Source organism: Geobacillus sp. WSUCF1, assembly GCF_000422025.1.
Lineage (GTDB): Bacteria > Bacillota > Bacilli > Bacillales > Anoxybacillaceae > Geobacillus > Geobacillus zalihae.
This window is the reverse complement of the sequence record NZ_ATCO01000128.1, coordinates 1-18,893: the sequence shown is the minus strand read 5'-3', so window position 1 is coordinate 18,893 and position 18,893 is coordinate 1. Positions and strand designations below refer to the sequence as shown.

The window sequence follows — 18,893 nt, the reverse complement described above, 5'->3', positions numbered from 1 at the left end:
TGGAATTCGGCTATATTATATGTATAAGGAGTGAAAAACATGAGCGGAAAAGTAGCAGTGGTCACCGGCAGCAGCCGCGGCATTGGCAAAGCGATCGCCTTGCGGCTGGCCAAGGAAGGATACGATATCGTGGTCAACTACGCCCGCAGCAAAACAGCTGCCGAAGAAACGGCGCGCGAAATTGAAGCGCTCGGGAGAAAAGCGCTCGTCGTCAAAGCGAACGTCGGCGACGTTGAGAAAATTCACGCCATGTTTGCCCAAATCGATGAGGTGTTCGGGCGGGTCGACGTGCTCGTGAACAACGCCGCATCCGGCGTCTTGCGCCCGGCGATGGAATTGGAAGAAACGCATTGGAACTGGACGATGAACATCAACAGCAAAGCGCTTTTGTTTTGCGCCCAGGAAGCGGCCAAAAGAATGGAGCAAGTCGGCGGCGGGAAAATTGTGAGCATCAGCTCGCTCGGGTCGATCCGCTATTTGGAAAACTATACGGCGGTCGGCGTCTCGAAGGCCGCGCTTGAAGCGCTGACCCGCTACTTGGCTGTCGAGCTGGCGCCGAAAAACATCGCCGTCAACGCCGTCTCCGGCGGGGCGGTCGATACCGATGCGCTGAAGCACTTCCCGAACCGTGAAGAGCTGCTCGCCGACGCGGCTGCGAACACGCCGGCTGGCCGCCCGGTCAAACCCGATGATATCGTCAACGCGGTTTTGTTTTTGCTCTCGGATGCAGCCGAGATGATTCGCGGGCAGACGATCATTGTCGATGGTGGAAGATCTTTACTTTTGTAACGTCAGCGGATAGAACGATCACCCCCGGGGCATAGTAAAGCACGTGGAGGTGAGAACAATGGCCAAACAACCGAACAAAACAGCAGCTGGCACAAACATTCAAGAAGTAAGACAACAAAATGCCCAATCGGCTCAAGCCGCTCAAGCTGGCCAATTTGCGACGGAATTTGCGGCTGAGACGAATGTGCAACACGTAAAACAACAAAATGCGCAAGCGGAAGCCCGCAAAGCGCAAAATGTCAATCAATAACCAACGATCATCCATGCTGACGCCTGGCGGTTGTGACGACGGCGTATGTTGCTACAAGAGCGCAGGCGATAGGCCGAAGATGGAAGGCAAAAGCAGGGGCGGCGCGCCTCTGCTTTTTTTGTCGACAAAAGCTGTCATCTCTTTACAAGATTAGTGAAAGGGATTTGTGGGTGCGGGCGCGAAATGATGAAAGGAAATCACACGGCAAAGGGGAAGGGAGAACGGAATGGCGATGGAGCACGCATGGACGAATGTAGGCGACGAGGCGCTGTTTTTGCAACAGGAGATGGAGCGTTGCGAGGAGATCACCCGCCAGTTGGATGAACTTGAACGTGAAGCGCCGACCGCCGCCTTGCGCGAGGAAGTGCGGCAAATGAAACGGGAGGTGGAAGCCATCCGCCGCGCATTTTTAGGGCAGATGGCACCCGGTGTCTGACGGACAGGCTGCGTCCTTGAGTCAACGCGCCAGTTGCCTTTTCCTCAGTAAGGCGGCCTGCTTTTCTTTCCTTTTGCAAAAGGAACAGGGTATAATATAACGAAGAAGCTCCCATCGGAAAGTAGGGAAGAATGATGCCAGTTTACCCTCGGGAAGGGAAAATCATTCAAATCCATAGCTACAAACATAATGGGACGATTCACCGGATTTGGCAGGAAACGGTCGTATTAAAAGGGACGCCATCGTATGTGATCGGCGGCAATAACAAAACACTCGTCATGGAAGCGGACGGCCGGACGTGGGTGACGCGCGAACCGGCGATTTGTTTTTTTCATGCTAAGCATTGGTTTAACATTATCGCCATGATTCGTGAGGACGGGGTGTACTACTATTGCAATTTAAGCTCGCCGTTCGTTTGGGATGAAGAAGCGCTGAAGTACATCGATTATGATTTGGATATTAAAGTGTTTCCCGATATGACGTACATGCTGCTGGATGAAGATGAGTATGAGCGGCATCGCCGCGAAATGCACTATCCCGATGTGATCGACCGCATTTTAAAAAACAACGTTCAAAAACTGATCGGCTGGATTAAGGAGCGGAAAGGGCCGTTTGCGCCCGAGTTCATCGACAAATGGTACGGAGTGTTTCAGGCGTACCAAACGTAAATAGCGGCATGAAAAAAGCCTGTTCGGCATCGCTGGCAGGTTTTTTCTGCTTTTTTGTCGAAAGCGGCACGCATGAAGAGCTGATGGTGAGGCGGGGGATTGTCCTACGGCAGGCTGTCAGTCAAGCCATCCTCGTGCGTCCCACGGTTGGGCTGCCTTGCTAACGCTTATGCTTAAAAGCAGGGGTCTCGATTAGAGATGAGAAATAGCGACATGAAAAATCCTGTTCGCAAGTCGGCAGTTTTTCTGCTTTTTCCCGCATGCATGAGGAATGGCGACGGTCAAGCAGGAGTGATCAGTTGATTTGGAGGCAAAAATGGAATGAGACGTTAGAAATTATGATAAAAAATCTCCATGCGCTATTTTTGCAATCTGTCCGGCGTGAAAATGGTCGTTCAAGGTGCGTGCATCTTTACAACAAATAAGGTCAACGAGGGATTGTTTCATCCCCTCGTTATTTTATTACTTTTCCTTTTTCGATAATTTTAATTTTTTATAATATTATATTGTGTTAGAAAACAATACATGGCATAATTTTATTCAGAGAGCAAAAGTTTCATCAAAATCGAATGAGAGAAGGGGAGCGTGATGGGGGAAAAGATTTTATTGGAAGTTCGTGGGCTTCGGACGTCTTTCTTTACGGATGATGGGGAGATCCCGGCGGTCGATGGTGTAGATTTTTCCATTCGTGAAGGCGAAGTGCTTGGCATTGTCGGGGAGTCCGGGTGTGGGAAAAGTGTGACGTCATTGTCTATTATGGGGTTGTTGCCAAAAGGAATCGGCAAGGTGGTTGGCGGTGAGATTTGGTTTAAAGGCGAGAACTTGATCGAAGCCTCGGAGCGGCGGATGAAGCAAATTCGCGGCAACGAGATCGCGATGATTTTTCAAGAGCCGATGACTTCCTTAAATCCATTGTTTACCATTGGAAACCAATTAGTCGAGGCTATTCGTTTACATACAAAAATAGGGAAAAAAGAAGCGCGAGCGCGGGCGGTGGAGATGCTCAAGCTTGTCGGGCTGCCGCGCGCTGAGCAAATGTTGGACGAATATCCGCATCAGTTGTCTGGCGGCATGCGCCAGCGCGTGATGATTGCGATGGCGATGGTGTGCCGTCCGGCGCTCTTGATCGCGGACGAGCCGACGACGGCGCTTGATGTGACCATTCAGGCGCAAATTTTAGCGCTGATGAAAGAATTGAACCAGACGTTCGGCACGGCAGTGATGATGATCACCCATGATTTAGGAGTTGTCGCTGAACTATGCGATCGCGTCATTGTCATGTACGCTGGCCAAATCGTGGAAGAAGGAAGCGTTCGGGACATTTTCCGCAATCCGAAGCATCCGTACACCGCCGGCCTGATTCGCTCGATCCCGGATATCCGCGGCAAAAAGGAGCGGCTGTATTCCATTCCCGGCCAAGTGCCAAAACCCGGAACGGTCCGCTGCGGCTGTCGGTTTGCCGCTCGGTGCGAATGGGTCGTTGACCGCTGCCGCCACGAAGATCCGCTATTGTACGAAACGAGTGAACAAGGCCATCGCGCCCGCTGTTTTTTGGCGTTAGAGAAGGAGGGGCTGGTTGATGAGCGAGCCGCTGCTCGAAGCGAAAGGGCTTAAAAAATACTTTCCCATTACCGGGGGCGTTTTTGGCAAACAAATTGGGACGGTCAAAGCGGTCGATGATGTGACATTCACCGTGTACCGCGGTGAGACGCTTGGCATTGTCGGCGAGTCGGGCTGCGGCAAGTCGACTACGGGCCGAATGCTGCTGCGGCTCATTGAGCCGACAGACGGTTCGATTCTATTTGAAGGGAAGAATGTAACCGCTTTATCAAAAGCGGAGCTGCGTCGGTTGCGGCGCGATATGCAGATGATTTTCCAAGACCCGTTCGCTTCGCTGAACCCGCGCCATACAGTCGAAAAAATTTTGGAAGAGCCGCTTATCGTTCACGGCATTGGATCAAAAGAGGAACGGAAGCGGCGAGTGCGGGAGATGCTCGAGGTGGTCGGGCTCGGTTCGTATCATGCCAAACGCTATCCCCACCAGTTCAGCGGCGGCCAGCGTCAGCGCATCGGCATCGCGCGGGCGCTGATGACTCATCCGAAGCTGATCATCGCCGATGAACCGGTTTCGGCGCTTGATGTATCGATTCAAGCGCAAGTTCTCAATTTGCTTGAAGATTTGCAAAAGCAGTTTGGGCTTACATATATTTTCATTGCCCATGATTTAGGGGTCGTTCGCCATATCAGCGACCGGGTTGGCGTCATGTATTTGGGTCGTATAGTTGAGCTGGCGGCCAGCGAGTCATTATACGAATCGCCGAAGCATCCGTATACGCAGGCGCTTTTGTCCGCTGTGCCGATTCCAGATCCTGATCATAAAACAGAACGACAGTTGCTCTCCGGCGATTTGCCAAGCCCGGCGAATCCGCCGCAAGGGTGTGCGTTCCATACGCGTTGCGCATCCTGTATGGATATTTGCCGCCAGCGGCGCCCGGAATTGCGAGAAGTGGCCAATGGACATTACGTTGCTTGCCATTTATACGAGCCAACAGGTGAGCAACGTGATGATAAACAAATGAAACACAAGGGGGAAACACGATGAGGAAAAAAACATGGTTTACGTGGCTTGCCATGATGCTGGCAGTCATGCTTGTTTTAGCTGGCTGCGGCAAGTCGAAGCAAACCGCAGGGGGTGGCAGTGACAAACCGTCGACCCAGGATACGCTGGTGTACGGGCGCGGCGGTGATTCGGTGTCGCTCGACCCGGCGACTGTGACGGATGGGGAGTCGCTGAAAGTAACGAAAAACATTTTTGATACGCTCCTTGATTACAACGACAACGATACGTCCGTCAAGCCGGCGTTGGCGACGGAATGGACGATTTCGAAGGATGGACTGACCTATACGTTTAAATTGCGCCAAGGTGTCAAGTTTCATGACGGGACAGAGTTTAACGCCGATGCAGTGGTCTTTAACTTCGAGCGTTGGGCGAACGGCAATGCAGACAAGTTTCCGTATTACGGATCGATGTTTGGCGGTTACAAGCAGGATGACAGCCATGTGATTAAAGAAGTAAAGGCGCTCGACAAGTACACGGTGCAATTTGTGCTGAAACGGCCGCAAGCTCCATTTTTGAAAAATCTCGCCATGACGCCGTTTGCCATCGCCAGCCCAGAAGCCGTGAAAAAATACGGCGACAAGTTTGGCGAACACCCAGTCGGGACCGGCCCGTTCGTTTTTAAAGAATGGAAGCGCAACGAACGGATCGTACTTGAAAAAAATAAGGACTATTGGGAAAAAGGCTATCCAAAGCTGAACCAGCTCATCTTCGTGTCCATTCCGGACAACTCGGCGCGTCTCAATGCGCTCTTAAAAGGCGAAATCGACATCATGGAAGACTTGAATCCGACGGACTTAAAACAAGTGGAAGGAAACAAAGAGTTTCAAATTTTCAAGCGCCCGTCGATGAACGTCGCCTATGTCGGACTGACGGCGACGAGAGGGCCGCTGAAAAACAAGTTGGTTCGCCAAGCGTTGAACTACGCGGTTGATAAGAAAGCGATCATCGATGCGTTTTACGCCGGCCAGGCGGAACCGGCGAAAAACCCGATGCCGCCCAGCATCCCGGGATACAACGATGCGATTCAAGACTATCCGTTTGATTTGAATAAAGCGAAAGAGCTGCTGGCGAAAGCGGGTTATCCGAATGGCTTTGAAATCGAACTGTGGGCGATGCCGGTGCCGCGTCCGTATATGCCGGACGGGCAAAAAATCGCTGAGGCCATTCAAGCGAATTTTGCCAAAATCGGCGTGAAAGCGAAAATCGTGACGTATGAATGGGCGACCTATTTAGACAAGCTCGCCAAAGGGGAAGCGGACGCCTTCCTGCTCGGCTGGACGGGCGACAACGGCGACGCGGATAACTTCTTGTATGCGCTCCTTGACAAAGACAGCATTGGCAGCAACAACTACACCTATTTCTCGAATGATGAGCTGCATAAAATTTTGGTCGAAGCGCAAACGGTGAGCGATGAAAACAAACGGAACGAGCTGTATAAAAAAGCGCAAGAGATCATTAAAGAAGAAGCGCCATGGATTCCGCTCGTCCATTCAACTCCGCTGTTGGCCGGCAAGGCGAATATCCAAGGCTTTAACCCGCACCCGACCGGTTCGGATAAGTTTACGAAAGTCGAGTTTAAATAATCGACTGAGAGAGGGGAAGGAGCGCATCTTCCCCTCTTTGTTTGCCGCATGTTAAGGGAGGGAGAGTCAGGTGCTGTCGTATGCTGTGAGAAGGGTGCTGATGGTGATCCCGGTGTTGTTTGGCATGTCGCTTGTCGTCTTTTTTATGATCCGAGCCATTCCAGGCAACCCGGCGCAAGTCATTTTAGGGCAAAAAGCGACGAAAGAGGCTGTAGCGGCTTTGACCCATAAGCTTGGGTTAGATGAGCCATGGTATGTGCAGTATGTCAAATACATCGGCGGCTTGCTGCACGGTGACTTAGGCGAGTCGATCCGCACCGGCGCCCCCATCGCCGAAGAAATTTGGCCGTATTTAGCGGCGACGATCGAACTGTCGCTGGCGGCGATGCTGATTGCGGTGATCATTGGCGTGAACGCCGGCATTATTAGCGCTTGGTTTCAAAATTCATGGTTTGATTATATTGCGATGGTGTTGGCATTGATTGGTGTTTCCATGCCGATCTTTTGGCTTGGCTTAATGGAGCAGTGGCTGTTTTCGATTGAACTTGATTGGCTGCCGACGTCCGGTCGCGAGGACGTACGCAACCCTGTTGAGCCGATCACTCATCTTTATCTGATCGATACACTTCTCTCTGGGAATACCGATCAATTTTGGCAAGTTATTCAACATCTTGTCTTGCCGAGTATGGCTCTAGCGACGATCCCGATGGCGATTATTGCTCGCATGACGCGTTCGAGCATGTTGGAAGTGATGAAATCCGACTACATTCGCACCGCTCGTGCGAAAGGATTAAGCATGTTTTGGGTCGTGTACAAACATTCGTTGAAAAACGCCATTATTCCCGTGTTGACGGTCATTGGGCTGCAAACAGGACTGCTGCTTGGCGGTGCGATTTTGACGGAAACGATTTTCAGCTGGCCCGGCATCGGACGCTATATTTATGATGCAATCGGGTATCGGGATTATCCGGTGATCCAATCGGGCATTTTGATCATTGCCACCATTTTTATTTTTATTAATTTGATCGTTGATTTACTTTATGCGATCATTGATCCGCGCATTAAGTACAATTAAGGAGGGAGGGCGCCTATGGCTGAACTAGCGCGCACGCCGGCAACACCGCCGGCGGCGATTAGGGAGACGGAATCAGTTTCTTTATGGAAAGAAGCATGGCGGCGGTTTCGAAAAAATAAAATCGCCTTGGTCGGCGCTGGGATCGTTTTGTTTTTTATCCTTGTCGCCATCTTGGCGCCGTGGCTGGCACCGTATGATTATAAAGACCAACAGTTGGCCGAGCGGTTGCAGCCGCCTTCTAGCGAGCATTGGTTCGGCACCGATGATTTTGGCCGCGACATTTTTTCCCGCGTGATATATGGAGCCCGCATTTCCCTGTGGGTCGGATTTTTTTCCGTGCTCGGCTCGGTCATGGTTGGTTCGCTGCTTGGCATTATCGCCGGCTACTATGGGCGCTGGATTGATGGGGTGATTTCGCGTTTGTTTGACATTATGCTGGCGTTTCCGAGCATTTTATTGGCGATCGGCATCGTCGCTGTGCTCGGGCCGTCTTTGCAAAACGCCCTCATCGCCATCGCTGTCATTAATGTACCGAACTTTGGGCGGCTCATCCGTTCTCGCGTGCTAAGCATTAAGCAAGAAGAATACATTATGGCAGCGAAAGCGATCGGCATGAGCGACTGGCGCATTTTAATCCACCATATTTTGCCCAACAGCCTCGCGCCGATTATCGTTCAAGGGACACTGGCGATCGCCACGGCCATTATCGAAGCGGCCGCACTTGGCTTTTTAGGCTTGGGGGCGCAGCCGCCCAATCCGGAGTGGGGGAAAATGCTATCGGATGCCAAAGATTTCTTGACTCAGGCGCCGTGACGATGATTTTCCCTGGATTGGCGATCATGCTGACGGTGCTTGGCTTTAACTTAATGGGTGACGGGCTGCGCGATGCGCTTGACCCACGGATGAAAAATTGAAGCAGGCGGTCCGCTACGAGCGGCCGCCTGCTGACTTTCCCAGCTCTTTTTCCAGCGTGTCATCGTAATGGTAATGGTGGAAACTATCGATAAGCTTGTCTAAATGTTCGAGGCGATCCCCATAATCCATGATCGTTCCGATTAAAGAAAACAACCGATAATCGCCCGGCGGCTGGCCGTCCGCATAAAAGGCGGAAGTGAGCCGCTCGCGCTGATGATGAATTTCCTCGGCCCGTCTGCTGTGAGGGAGCGGCTTTGCCTTATGGATAAATTTCAGCAACAGCTGCTCATGGTAGTCAAGCAAGCAGCCAAGGTGCAGGCAGACGGCTTGACGAAGCTCGGCGGGCAAGCGGCTGAACTCGTTTTCGAGCCGGTGCAGCCATTTTAAGACAGATAAAGCCCGATCGGCCGCTGCTATCATTTGCCGGTACAACACGAGCTTGCGAGATTTTTGGAAGCGTTGGCGCCGAAAATACGTGCGCTCTTCTTTGTACATAAAATATAGATGCTCGAGTTTGGTCATTTCTTCGTGTCGTGCTTCAATTTCTTCCTTCAAATGGTGATGGTCGGCTGCCTGCTGTTTATGCAGGCGGATCCATTTTAAAATGGCCTCTGTTTCTTCGCTGATTTTTTCATATACCTTTTTTTCGTACTTGGGCGGCAAGAAAATCAAGTTGACGACAAAGGCGGCGAAAATACCGAGCATCATCGTTAAAAAGCGAATGGCCGCAAATTCGATAAATTGGCGGTCTGTATATTCCATAATGGCAATGACTGTGACAAGCGCTACGGAAATCGTCGATGATTCAAGACGCATTTTCAGACAAATGGCGATGACGATCATCAGTGTCAAACCGACGACCAACGGATCGCGCCCAAGGATGAAAACCGCCGCGATCGCGAACAAGGCGCCGATCACATTCGCTTGCACTTGCTCGATCAGCGATAAATAGGAGCGGTAAATGGTCGGCTGCATGGCGAACACAGCGGAAATGCCGGCGAACGCCGGCGATGGAAGCTGGAAGAGCGCTGCTAAGAACAAGGCGAGCGCCACTGCGATCCCCGTTTTAAAAATGCGGGCACCGAGTTTCATCTATGATCAAAACTCTCCTTTTTGTTTTGGTGAACCATTCAGTACTATACACAGTTTCATCCTATGTGCGCAAGGAAAAAATATAACGCCCCGCTGGTAAAGGCGGGGCGTTGGGAAATTTCTGGTGTTCAAAGCTGTCGGAACGCCTTGCCGACCGCGTCGATCGTGTAGGCGATGTCGTCTTCCGTATGGGCGAGGGTGATAAACCATGCTTCGTATTTCGACGGCGCGAGATTGATCCCTTGTTTGAGCATGAGCTTGAAAAATTTCGCAAACAACTCGCCGTCGCTGCGCTGGGCTTGCTTGTAGTTTTCCACTTTTTCGTCAGTGAAGAAGACGGTGAGCGCGCCTTTTAAGCGGTTGACGGTCACCGGCAGGCCGCATTGGCGAGCATGGGCCAGGATGCCTTCTTCCAGCATTGCTCCCAATCGGTCGAGATGCTCATAGACACCCTCTTGTTTCAACACTTCAAGGCAGGCGATGCCAGCGAGCATCGACGCCGGGTTGCCGGCCATCGTCCCGGCCTGGTACGCTGGTCCGAGCGGAGCGACTTGTTCCATAATGTCTTGGCGTCCACCGTACGCCCCGATCGGCAAGCCTCCGCCGATGATTTTCCCCATCGCCGTCAAGTCGGGCTCCACACCGAGCAAGTTTTGCGCTCCGCCGTACATAAAGCGGAAGGCGGTGATCACTTCGTCGTAAATGACGAGCGCCCCTTCCTTGTGGGCAATCTCATTGATCGCTTCTAAAAAGCCCGGTTTTGGCAGGACGATGCCGAAGTTGCCGACGATCGGCTCGACGAGGACCGCTGCGACTTGCTCGCCCCAAACGTTCATCGCTTCCCGGAACGATTCGACATCGTTGTATGGCACGGTAATGACTTCTTGGGCGATGCTCGGCGGCACGCCGGCTGAGTCCGGCGTCCCCAACGTCGATGGCCCCGAGCCGGCGGCGACGAGCACAAGGTCCGAATGGCCATGGTAGCAGCCTTCGAATTTGACGATTTTGCTTCGTCCGGTGTAGGCGCGGGCGACGCGGATCGTGGTCATCACCGCCTCTGTTCCCGAGTTGACAAACCGCACTTTCTCGAGCGACGGGATCGCCTCTTTTAACATTTTGGCAAACGTGATCTCATGCGGCGTTGGCGTGCCGTACAACACACCGGTCTCGGCGGCGCGGCGGATGGCTTCCGCGATGTGTGGATGGGCGTGCCCGGCGATGATCGGTCCGTAGGCGGCCAAGTAGTCGATGTACTTGTTTCCATCCACATCCCAAAAGTAGGCTCCTTGCGCCCGCTCCATCACGACTGGCGCACCGCCGCCGACCGCTTTGTATGAGCGGGACGGGCTGTTCACTCCACCAACAATGTGCTGGAGCGCTTCTTCATATAATTGTTCTGATTTGGTCCACTGCATTGTTTGATCCTCCTGTTTCCGCTGACTGCCTCTTTATATAGTAAACCGAGAAGACTCAAACTTCAATGCTATAGGTGTAAAGTGGGAGACGGATCGGTTTCTCCCATCATTGACGTGCCGATTCGAAAAAATCCGACAGGAAATCGTTTGTTTCCGTATGGGCGGAACTGACATCCAACTGTTGCCGACGGTCGATCGGCGAGTGGGCATTGATTTAGGATAAAAGCATTTTGCCGTTCTTTCCAAATCGGAGGCGGCGCCTAACGCAATGGCGTCAACAGACTGGAAAACAAAAAAGATGAAAATGGCGGCGATTCATGTATAATGCAACATAGGAGAAGGGCGCAAGCCGCCTTTTTCCTTTGACGCCAAGGAGAGGTCAGGAGGAGAACGATGAACGCGATTGAAGTAGAACATTTGCGCAAAGAATTTAAAGTGCACAAAAGCCGCTCCGGCCTTGTCGGAGCGTTTCGCGATTTATGGACGCGCCGTTATACGCTCGTTCGAGCGGTTGATGACATTTCGTTTGCTGTTAAGCAAGGGGAAATCGTCGGCTATATCGGCGAAAACGGCGCCGGCAAATCCACGACGATCAAAATGTTGACCGGCATTTTAACGCCAACGTCTGGGCGCATTGTCGTCAACGGGATGAATCCCCATAAAGAGCGCGAAAAATTCGTGCGCACGATCGGCGTCGTGTTCGGCCAGCGTTCGCAATTATGGTGGGACATCGCTGTTCAAGAGTCGTTCCGGCTGTTGAAAAAAGTGTACCGCGTCTCGGACGAGCAATATCGCCGCCATATGGCCGAGGTGATTGACATGCTTGAGATCGGCCCGCTGCTTGATAAGCCGGTGCGCAAGCTGTCGCTTGGCCAGCGGATGCGCTGTGAGCTTGCCGCCGCGCTCATTCACAACCCGCCGCTGTTGTTTTTGGATGAACCGACGATCGGCTTGATGTGCTTGTCAAACTCAACATCCGCCAGTTTTTAAAGCAATTGAATGAACGGTATGGCACGACGATCCTGCTGACGACGCACGATATGTCAGACATTGAAGCGCTTTGCGAGCGGGTCATTATGCTCGATGAAGGGAAAATCATTTACGACGGGTCGCTTGAGCGCCTGAAAGAAAGATGGGGCCAAGGAAAACGGGTCGCCTTTACGTTTGCCGAAGCGGTGACGGCCGCTTTTTTGCAGCAGTTGACTGAAGGGTTGGATGTTGTTTGGAAAAAAGGTGAACAGCCAAACGTTTGGGTCTCGCACGTCCCATCAGGAGGCGTTCCGGAAGTTGTCAGTCGCGTCGCTGCCCGTTGTGCACTGCAAGACATCCGCATTCATGAAGTGCCGACGGAGGAGATCATCCGCAATATTTATGAGGAAGGTGCGGTTCATGGGTAAGTATGTCGAAATGGTCCGCATCCGCTTTTTAATGATGCTCGCCTACCGGACAAACTATTACACTGGCATTTTGATTTACGCCATTAACATCGCAGCGTATTACTTCCTTTGGTCGGCTATTTATGGCGGCAAATCATCGATGCAAGGGATGTCGCTTGGGCAAATGACGACGTATGTCGCCATTTCCTGGCTGGCGCGGGCGTTTTATTTTAACAACCTTGACCGTGAAATCGCCATGGAAATCCGCGATGGAAAAGTAGCGATTGAACTGATCCGCCCGTACAGCTATTTAGGGATGAAAGCTGTGCAAGGGCTTGGCGAAGGGCTGTTTCGCCTTTTCTTTTTATCGCTGCCTGGGCTTTTTTTCGTATCGCTTTTTTTGCCGCTTCAGTTTCCGGGACACGCCAAAACGTGGCTGTCTTTCGGCTTGTCGCTTCTATTCAGCTTTATCATTTTTTCGGAGCTGAACTTGCTTGCGGGGGTTGTGACGTTTTTTACGTTCCGAAATGAAGGGTTGCTTAGGGCGAAACGGTTTATTATCGATCTATTTTCCGGTCTTATTTTGCCTTTGTCGTTTTACCCGGATTGGGCGCAGCAGCTCATGGCGTATATGCCATTTCAAGCCATTAGCTATATTCCAAGCATGATCATTACGGAAAGCTTCCAAGGCGCCGCTGTAAGCGATGGATTGTTCACGCAGGCGGCGTGGTGCGTGCTGTTATTGTTTCCGATCGCGCTGCTATGGCGGGTGGCGAAAAAGCGGCTTGTTGTGCAAGGGGGGTAGACATTGTTTTACGTATCTGTTTTTTTTCAATATATGGCCCAGTACATGAAGACAAAATTGCAATACCGCACTGATTTGCTCATTGAATGGTTGTCCGACTTAATGGCGCAGGCGGTGAACTTAGTGTTCTTGCTTGTCGTGTTCGGCCATACGACGCTGCTTCACGGCTGGTCGCGCGATGAGATTTTGTTTATTTACGGTTTTTTTTCTTGTTCCATATGCCGTATTTGGCGCCTTTTTTAACCTTTGGGATTTTAATGAACGATATATTGTGCAGGGGGAAATGGATCGCGTGTTGACGCGCCCGCTAAACAGCCTGTTTCAAATTGTTTTGGAGCGGATGGAGCTCGAATCGTTGCTTGGCGCTGTGCCCGGGCTGATCATTATGCTGTATGCCGGCAGCCGCTTGTCTCTTTCATTTCATTGGTATGATGTCTTCGTGTTTATTTTGTTTGTCATTGGCGGTGCATTGATTTATGCCGGCATTTTCATTTCACTGGCGACGATCAGTTTTTTTGCCGACGCCCGCACATCCATCATGCCGATGATGTACAACATCAGCAGCTATGGCCGCTACCCGATCGATATTTATCATCGCGTCATCCGCTATATTTTAACGTGGGTGCTGCCGTTTGCCTTTGTCGGCGTTTATCCAGCTGCTTATTTTCTTGATAAAAAGGAATGGTACAGTTATGCCTTTTTCACCCCAGTGGTCGGCATGGTTTGCTTCACCGTTTCGGTCATGCTTTGGAACGCCGGGGTGAGACGATATCGCGGGACGGGGAGCTAGGCGCCCCGCCCGTTTTTGTTCATTTGCCATCAAAATGACAAACAATGGTCAAGCAATCGACACAACCTTGTCTGTATCGTTAGCATGTTATGGCGTAAAATAAAATGTGAATATATTCACAAAAAGGAAGAAGAGGTGAATAGTTATGAAAAACGGGAGAGGAAATCGGGTAGTGGTCGTCGGCACCGGGTTTGTCGGCGCCAGTTATGCGTTTGCCTTAATGAATCAAGGGATTGCCGATGAGATCGTGCTCATCGATGCAAATGAAAACAAGGCTGAGGGCGATGCGATGGACTTAAACCATGGGAAAGTATTTGCGCCGAAGCCGGCTGACATTTGGCACGGCGATTACGATGATTGCCGCGATGCCGATTTGGTTGTCATTTGCGCCGGCGCCAACCAAAAACCGGGCGAGACGCGGCTTGATCTTGTGGACAAAAACATTGCCATTTTCCGCTCGATCGTTGAGTCGGTCATGGCATCCGGATTTCAAGGACTGTTTCTCGTCGCCACCAATCCGGTCGACATTTTAACGTACGCGACGTGGAAATTCAGCGGCCTGCCGCAAGAGCGAGTAATCGGATCGGGCACGATTTTGGACACGGCGCGGTTCCGCTTTTTGTTGGGCGACTATTTCGCCGTCGCCCCGACGAACGTGCACGCCTATATGATCGGCGAACATGGCGACACTGAACTCCCGGTCTGGAGCCAGGCTGATATCGGCGGCGTGCCGATTCGCAAGCTGGTCGAGTCCAAAGGGGAAGAAGCGCAAAAAGAGCTCGAGCGCATTTTTGTCAATGTGCGCGATGCCGCCTACCAAATTATTGAGAAAAAAGGAGCGACGTACTACGGGATTGCTATGGGGCTTGCCCGCGTGACGCGCGCCATTTTGCATCATGAAAATGCCATTTTGACCGTTTCCGCTTACTTGGACGGCCCATACGGCGAACGCGATGTCTACATCGGTGTGCCTGCTGTGATCAACCGAAATGGCATCCGCGAAGTGATTGAAATTGAACTTGACGAGGAGGAGAAAAAATGGTTCCACCGTAGTGCTGCGACGTTAAAAGGTGTATTGGCGCGCTATTTTGCTCAGTAAAGCGCAACGATTGGCTTCGTCTGACGGGACGCTGGTTTGTCAAATGGGTCGGGCGATCCGGTGGAATACAGGAGTGCTGCCGATTCAAGCAGGGTTCGGAGGGTCATGCGGTATAATCGCCCGGTTGTCCGCGTATATATGAACGACGGACAAAAATGGGGGGAACGTGATGGATTACGCCTTCCTTGGCATTGTTGCCGCCGTACTGCTCGGCAGCATCACCTCGCTTTGGACAGTGCGCGTGCAAGCGACGCATCGCATGTCACTCGATAGCTTATGGGTTCTCGTCCACTGGTATTTAACGATGTTGCTCGGTTTTGCCATGATTTATATGATTTTGCAAGTAAACGGCCATGCCGTGTTTACCCCATCCCCAAATAGCGCATCGAAAGATCGTTTGTCGCTGCTTGAAGACAGCTTGTATTTAAGCGGTATGACGCTTTTGTCGGTCGGATACGGTGATGTCACTCCGATCGGCGTCGGGCGGTGGATCGCCATTGCCGAAGCGCTGCTCGGCTACATTATGCCCGCTGTCATCGTGACGCGCACCGTGTTTGACTGGGATCATCGCTGATATGAGTTGCAATTTCCCTTCGTCTTCGCTACGCTAAAAGAAAATGAAGAAGACGGGGGGAACGACATGACGATTGCCATTGGCCAGCCAGCTCCAGATTTCACCTTGCCGGCAAGCAATGGGAAAATGGTTTCGCTGTCTGATTTTCGCGGCCGGTATGTGGTGCTTTACTTTTATCCAAAAGACATGACCCCGGGGTGCACAGCCGAAGCGTGCGACTTTCGCGATCGCCATGCGCAGTTCGCCGAGTTGAACGCCGTCATTTTAGGAGTGAGCACCGACCCGATGAAGCGGCATGAGGCGTTTATCGAAAAATATGAGTTGCCATTTTTGCTTCTTTCTGATGAGCGGCATGAAGTGGCCGAGCTGTATGGGGTATGGAAGAAAAAGAAAAATTTCGGCAAGGAATATATGGGTATTGATCGCTCGACATTCATTATCGCCCCCGACGGAACGTTGGTTCAAGAATGGCGCGGGGTGAAAGTGAAGGGGCATGTCGATGAGGCGCTTGCGGAAGTCGCCCGACTAGCGTCATCTAGGTAAGCGTCCAGACAATGTACATCGTTTGGCGTATGATACATAGTAACCTCCTCAAATGAATGACATAAGAGGCGGAAACAATTTCCGCCTCCTTTTTTTGTTAAAATGGCGTCTGAGCCCATATATTAATGGCATCTATATTGACAAATGGCATGTATTCTTTGTAGACTAATTATAAATATTATAAAGTGATAATTTTTTTCACCTTTGCACAGAGAGTGAGGTGCATGACGGTGTCTGACAACGAGCAACTGAAGGAAGCGCTTGACATGCTGAAAAAGACTGGCATACGCATCACGCCGCAGCGTCATGCGATATTGGAGTATTTGATCAGCTCGATGTCCCATCCGACGGCTGATGAAATATACAAAGCGCTGGAAGGGAAATTCCCAAACATGAGTGTAGCTACCGTCTACAATAACTTGCGCGTCTTTAAGGAAATCGGGCTTGTCAAAGAGCTGACGTACGGCGATTCGTCAAGCCGGTTTGACTTCGTCACTTCCAATCATTATCACGTCATCTGTGAAGAGTGCGGCAAAATTGTCGATTTCCACTATCCAGCGCTTGATGAAGTCGAGCAGCTTGCCGCTCACGTCACCGGCTTTAAGGTCGACCATCATCGCATGGAAGTGTACGGAGTCTGCCCTGACTGTCAAAAAAGCGGGGCGCCGGCGCATTCGCATTAAAAAAGCTGATAGCACAAGGCGGCTATCAGCTTTTTCTTTTTTTGTTGTACTTTTCGTCAAACTCTTTTCCTTCCAGTTCGCGGTCTAACGTCAACGGTTCACGGCAAAACATACATAAATCGACGCGTCCGAGCATTTTTGTCACTTTGCCGCACGACGGGCAAACAACTTGGACGGCTCTCGTCGAGAGTGTGCCGATCCAAAAATATACAATGCCACTGGCGACAAGAAACAACATCCCAAACAACATAAACAACGTCATGATGACCGGGGACGTACGAAAAAACAGCCCAAGATACATGACAATGACACCGATAAAAATCAAGCTTAAGGCGAAAGTGCGAATTTTGTTGATTTTGCTCGAATATTTGATGCTCATCACAGTCCCTCCTACATAGACCACTATACCATAAAACGGGGTCCCATCGCGAAGAAGAAATCAACAAAATCGACGTTTTAAAGAAAGGAATTCCTCGTTTTTTGTCGAATAACGAATGACGGCAACAAACGACAGCTTCATGGATGCAAGCATTCTGGTCTTTCTGAAATGAAACAGGCGTTGACAGCATTGTTTGAACATCTGCACAAACGCAATGTGATGATTGATGACGGTGGAAGGGAGGAAAAAACGTTGCAGAAAAAACAGCCGGCTCAAAATAGGAACGTATGGTTGTCTGTCAATCGATATGTTGGGATATCTGAGGGATTTGTCCGCCCGGATATCGCGGCCGGCTTTCTGCAACGGACGCGAGGTATGAAAGAATTGCTGCATCCCATCTGTCACGAATGGGCAAACCGCTGCAACACGCACGGAATTTTAATGATTGAAAAAACGGCTTGCCATGCAGCAACAACGGATACGTTTGATGTCGTGCTGCTCGTCATTGTCGACCCGCAAAGCGAGCCTATGCTTCTCAGACAGTATTCACTAAACGAGAAAAAGGCGGTGCTTTATGCAGTCAGTGAACGGCAGTTAAATGAATGGCTTGTTCTCGGGTCACATCGAAAGGCGGTCGACTGGGTGTTCAACGGAACGGTCGTGTTTGACCGAAACGGCTATGTTCAGCAGTTGCGCCAGCGCCTTGAGCAATTCCCGCCTAAAGAACGGCGATTGAAAATGGGACTCGAGTTTGCCAAACTGATCCGCCATTATACAGATGGCAAGGCGCTGTTTGCCGCCAAGCATTGGCTCGACTCATACAACCATATGGTGCAAGCCCTCCATCATTTGGCGCGATTGACCGTGATCGAGCACGGACTTTACCCGGAAGTGACCGTATGGAATCAAGTCAAGCGAATGGATGGAAGGATTTATAAACTGTATGAAGAACTCGTTGGAAGTGAAGAACCGCTTCCGAAACGGCTGGAACTTTTGTTGCTGGCCAGTGAATTTTTGATTCATTCTTACGTAGAATCAGGTTCCTCTCATTTATGCGAAGCGCTGAAAGAAAAAAATGGTGCTTGGAGCATTGAGGAAATGACCGGTCATCCGCAGTTTGCGCCTTACTCGGTTGATCTTGTTATCATGCTTGAGTATCTTGTCGAAAGGAAAGTGCTAACCGTCGTGGAAATGCCGACAAAAGGAAATACAATGCTCGAACGGTATTACACGTTGTAAAAAAAAGAATTTTGACGGTCCCCTTCTGCTGATCCCCAAAAATGGAAGGGAGCCGGTGAGAGGATGGATGCTATTAGGAATTTCATTGTGTTTATACAAATGTCAGTTGCCAAGATCATTGAAGGAAGGAGGCAACCCGGCCGAAAAAAGCTCTTGACTTCCTTGTCGAACGATGATATATTTTAAATCGCTGTCGCGCCGGGAAAATGTTGCGGAGCGGTATGAATAAAAGGCTGTTGACAACGAACAATAAAAATGCTATGATGTAAGGGCCGCTTTAGGAAGCGGAAAACACATTTGCGTTTGAGGGAGTCCAGAGGAATTGGGTTCCTCGACGCAAGACTGCAACGAAGCAAGTTCAAGAAGAGGTCTCGTTCCTTGAAAACTGAACGAAACGAAGCGCAATAGAAAAGCGGAGGCCGCATTGGCCAAAGCAAAAGCCTATCAACTTTTTTTGGAGAGTTTGATCCTGGCTCAGGACGAACGCTGGCGGCGTGCCTAATACATGCAAGTCGAGCGGACCAAATCGGAGCTTGCTCTGGTTTGGTCAGCGGCGGACGGG

17 protein-coding genes, 1 rRNA gene and 3 pseudogenes are annotated in these 18,893 nt (G+C 50.9%); 18 read left to right on the top strand and 3 right to left on the bottom strand.

Annotated elements, in window-relative coordinates; genetic code table 11:
- Positions 1–39: 39 nt before the first annotated feature.
- The 9 genes and pseudogenes from fabL (at position 40) to nikC (ending at position 8,335) form a co-directional block, all read left to right on the top strand.
- Positions 40–789 carry an enoyl-[acyl-carrier-protein] reductase FabL gene (gene fabL, locus I656_RS04245; protein ID WP_011229969.1) on the top strand — a complete coding sequence of 250 codons (750 nt, stop codon included), beginning with the start codon at positions 40–42 and terminating at the stop codon, positions 787–789.
- Between the two features lie 58 nt (positions 790–847).
- Positions 848–1,039: a gamma-type small acid-soluble spore protein gene (locus I656_RS04250; RefSeq protein ID WP_011229970.1), complete on the top strand. Its 192-nt coding sequence runs from the start codon at positions 848–850 to the stop codon at positions 1,037–1,039.
- A 226-nt stretch (positions 1,040–1,265) separates the two neighbouring features.
- Positions 1,266–1,475 carry a YgaB family protein gene (locus I656_RS04255; RefSeq protein ID WP_011229971.1) on the top strand — a complete coding sequence of 70 codons (210 nt, stop codon included), beginning with the start codon at positions 1,266–1,268 and terminating at the stop codon, positions 1,473–1,475.
- A gap of 134 nt (positions 1,476–1,609) precedes the next feature.
- On the top strand, positions 1,610–2,143 hold the full coding sequence (locus tag I656_RS04260) for a DUF402 domain-containing protein (RefSeq protein WP_011229972.1): 534 nt from the start codon (positions 1,610–1,612) through the stop codon (positions 2,141–2,143).
- Between the two features lie 588 nt (positions 2,144–2,731).
- Positions 2,732–3,757 (top strand): ABC transporter ATP-binding protein, encoded by a 1,026-nt coding sequence (locus I656_RS04265; RefSeq protein WP_013146309.1) that lies wholly within the window; start codon positions 2,732–2,734, stop codon positions 3,755–3,757.
- Entirely contained in the window at positions 3,723–4,745 is a 1,023-nt protein-coding gene (locus tag I656_RS04270; protein WP_020279375.1) for an ABC transporter ATP-binding protein, read from the top strand. The genes I656_RS04265 and I656_RS04270 overlap by 35 nt, the downstream gene beginning before the upstream one ends.
- Complete coding sequence (locus tag I656_RS04275) at positions 4,742–6,346, top strand: ABC transporter substrate-binding protein (RefSeq protein ID WP_013146308.1); 1,605 nt, start codon at positions 4,742–4,744, stop codon at positions 6,344–6,346. The genes I656_RS04270 and I656_RS04275 overlap by 4 nt, the downstream gene beginning before the upstream one ends.
- A gap of 70 nt (positions 6,347–6,416) precedes the next feature.
- On the top strand, positions 6,417–7,421 hold the full coding sequence (locus I656_RS04280; RefSeq protein ID WP_014194923.1) for an ABC transporter permease: 1,005 nt from the start codon (positions 6,417–6,419) through the stop codon (positions 7,419–7,421).
- A gap of 15 nt (positions 7,422–7,436) precedes the next feature.
- A pseudogene (gene nikC / locus I656_RS04285) lies at positions 7,437–8,335 on the top strand (nickel transporter permease).
- A gap of 13 nt (positions 8,336–8,348) precedes the next feature.
- Here the strand turns inward: nikC and I656_RS04290 are convergent.
- Positions 8,349–9,428 (bottom strand): aromatic acid exporter family protein, encoded by a 1,080-nt coding sequence (locus I656_RS04290; RefSeq protein WP_020755973.1) that lies wholly within the window; start codon positions 9,426–9,428, stop codon positions 8,349–8,351.
- Positions 9,429–9,556: 128 nt separating this feature from the next.
- Complete coding sequence (locus I656_RS04295; RefSeq protein ID WP_013146305.1) at positions 9,557–10,843, bottom strand: glutamate-1-semialdehyde 2,1-aminomutase; 1,287 nt, start codon at positions 10,841–10,843, stop codon at positions 9,557–9,559.
- Between the two features lie 393 nt (positions 10,844–11,236).
- On the opposite strand from I656_RS04295, the pseudogene I656_RS0116245 reads away from it, so the two are divergent.
- The 7 genes and pseudogenes from I656_RS0116245 to perR all read left to right on the top strand — a co-directional run bounded on the left by I656_RS0116245 (position 11,237) and on the right by perR (position 16,713).
- A pseudogene (locus I656_RS0116245) lies at positions 11,237–12,240 on the top strand (ATP-binding cassette domain-containing protein).
- A complete protein-coding gene (locus tag I656_RS04300) occupies positions 12,233–13,024 on the top strand; it encodes an ABC-2 family transporter protein (RefSeq protein WP_033006204.1) in 792 nt (263 codons plus the stop codon). The pseudogene I656_RS0116245 and the gene I656_RS04300 overlap by 8 nt, the downstream one beginning before the upstream one ends.
- Before the next feature lie 33 nt (positions 13,025–13,057).
- Positions 13,058–13,814, top strand: a pseudogene (locus tag I656_RS0116240) (ABC transporter permease).
- A 145-nt stretch (positions 13,815–13,959) separates the two neighbouring features.
- The gene (locus I656_RS04305) at positions 13,960–14,913 is read left to right on the top strand and encodes an L-lactate dehydrogenase (protein ID WP_020755966.1); all 954 of its coding nucleotides are present in this window, start codon (positions 13,960–13,962) and stop codon (positions 14,911–14,913) included.
- Between the two features lie 169 nt (positions 14,914–15,082).
- Positions 15,083–15,487 carry a potassium channel family protein gene (locus I656_RS04310; protein ID WP_015373979.1) on the top strand — a complete coding sequence of 135 codons (405 nt, stop codon included), beginning with the start codon at positions 15,083–15,085 and terminating at the stop codon, positions 15,485–15,487.
- 66 nt (positions 15,488–15,553) lie between these two features.
- Entirely contained in the window at positions 15,554–16,030 is a 477-nt protein-coding gene (gene bcp, locus I656_RS04315) for a thioredoxin-dependent thiol peroxidase (protein ID WP_013146299.1), read from the top strand.
- 224 nt (positions 16,031–16,254) lie between these two features.
- The gene (gene perR, locus I656_RS04320) at positions 16,255–16,713 is read left to right on the top strand and encodes a peroxide-responsive transcriptional repressor PerR (RefSeq protein ID WP_020279379.1); all 459 of its coding nucleotides are present in this window, start codon (positions 16,255–16,257) and stop codon (positions 16,711–16,713) included.
- A gap of 25 nt (positions 16,714–16,738) precedes the next feature.
- Here perR and I656_RS04325 read toward each other — a convergent pair whose 3' ends face one another.
- Positions 16,739–17,092 (bottom strand): YgzB family protein, encoded by a 354-nt coding sequence (locus I656_RS04325; RefSeq protein ID WP_011229983.1) that lies wholly within the window; start codon positions 17,090–17,092, stop codon positions 16,739–16,741.
- Between the two features lie 375 nt (positions 17,093–17,467).
- Between I656_RS04325 and I656_RS04330 the strand changes: the two genes are divergently transcribed.
- The gene (locus I656_RS04330; RefSeq protein ID WP_025039077.1) at positions 17,468–18,331 is read left to right on the top strand and encodes a nucleotidyltransferase-like protein; all 864 of its coding nucleotides are present in this window, start codon (positions 17,468–17,470) and stop codon (positions 18,329–18,331) included.
- A 451-nt stretch (positions 18,332–18,782) separates the two neighbouring features.
- Positions 18,783–18,893, top strand: a 16S ribosomal RNA gene (locus I656_RS0116235); the annotation flags it as partial.

Bases quoted from the DNA above. Each gene is read 5' to 3' on its own strand.
- I656_RS04310 (WP_015373979.1), top strand. From the start codon at position 15,083: ATGGATTACGCCTTCCTTGGCATTGTTGCCGCCGTACTGCTCGGCAGC.
- I656_RS04325 (WP_011229983.1), bottom strand. From the start codon at position 17,092: ATGAGCATCAAATATTCGAGCAAAATCAACAAAATTCGCACTTTCGCC.
- I656_RS04295 (WP_013146305.1), bottom strand. From the start codon at position 10,843: ATGCAGTGGACCAAATCAGAACAATTATATGAAGAAGCGCTCCAGCAC.
- I656_RS04290 (WP_020755973.1), bottom strand. From the start codon at position 9,428: ATGAAACTCGGTGCCCGCATTTTTAAAACGGGGATCGCAGTGGCGCTC.
- fabL (WP_011229969.1), top strand. From the start codon at position 40: ATGAGCGGAAAAGTAGCAGTGGTCACCGGCAGCAGCCGCGGCATTGGC.
- I656_RS04275 (WP_013146308.1), top strand. From the start codon at position 4,742: ATGAGGAAAAAAACATGGTTTACGTGGCTTGCCATGATGCTGGCAGTC.
- I656_RS04305 (WP_020755966.1), top strand. From the start codon at position 13,960: ATGAAAAACGGGAGAGGAAATCGGGTAGTGGTCGTCGGCACCGGGTTT.
- I656_RS04300 (WP_033006204.1), top strand. From the start codon at position 12,233: ATGGGTAAGTATGTCGAAATGGTCCGCATCCGCTTTTTAATGATGCTC.
- perR (WP_020279379.1), top strand. From the start codon at position 16,255: ATGACGGTGTCTGACAACGAGCAACTGAAGGAAGCGCTTGACATGCTG.
- I656_RS04250 (WP_011229970.1), top strand. From the start codon at position 848: ATGGCCAAACAACCGAACAAAACAGCAGCTGGCACAAACATTCAAGAA.
- I656_RS04270 (WP_020279375.1), top strand. From the start codon at position 3,723: ATGAGCGAGCCGCTGCTCGAAGCGAAAGGGCTTAAAAAATACTTTCCC.
- bcp (WP_013146299.1), top strand. From the start codon at position 15,554: ATGACGATTGCCATTGGCCAGCCAGCTCCAGATTTCACCTTGCCGGCA.
- I656_RS04260 (WP_011229972.1), top strand. From the start codon at position 1,610: ATGCCAGTTTACCCTCGGGAAGGGAAAATCATTCAAATCCATAGCTAC.
- I656_RS04330 (WP_025039077.1), top strand. From the start codon at position 17,468: ATGAAAGAATTGCTGCATCCCATCTGTCACGAATGGGCAAACCGCTGC.
- I656_RS04255 (WP_011229971.1), top strand. From the start codon at position 1,266: ATGGCGATGGAGCACGCATGGACGAATGTAGGCGACGAGGCGCTGTTT.
- I656_RS04265 (WP_013146309.1), top strand. From the start codon at position 2,732: ATGGGGGAAAAGATTTTATTGGAAGTTCGTGGGCTTCGGACGTCTTTC.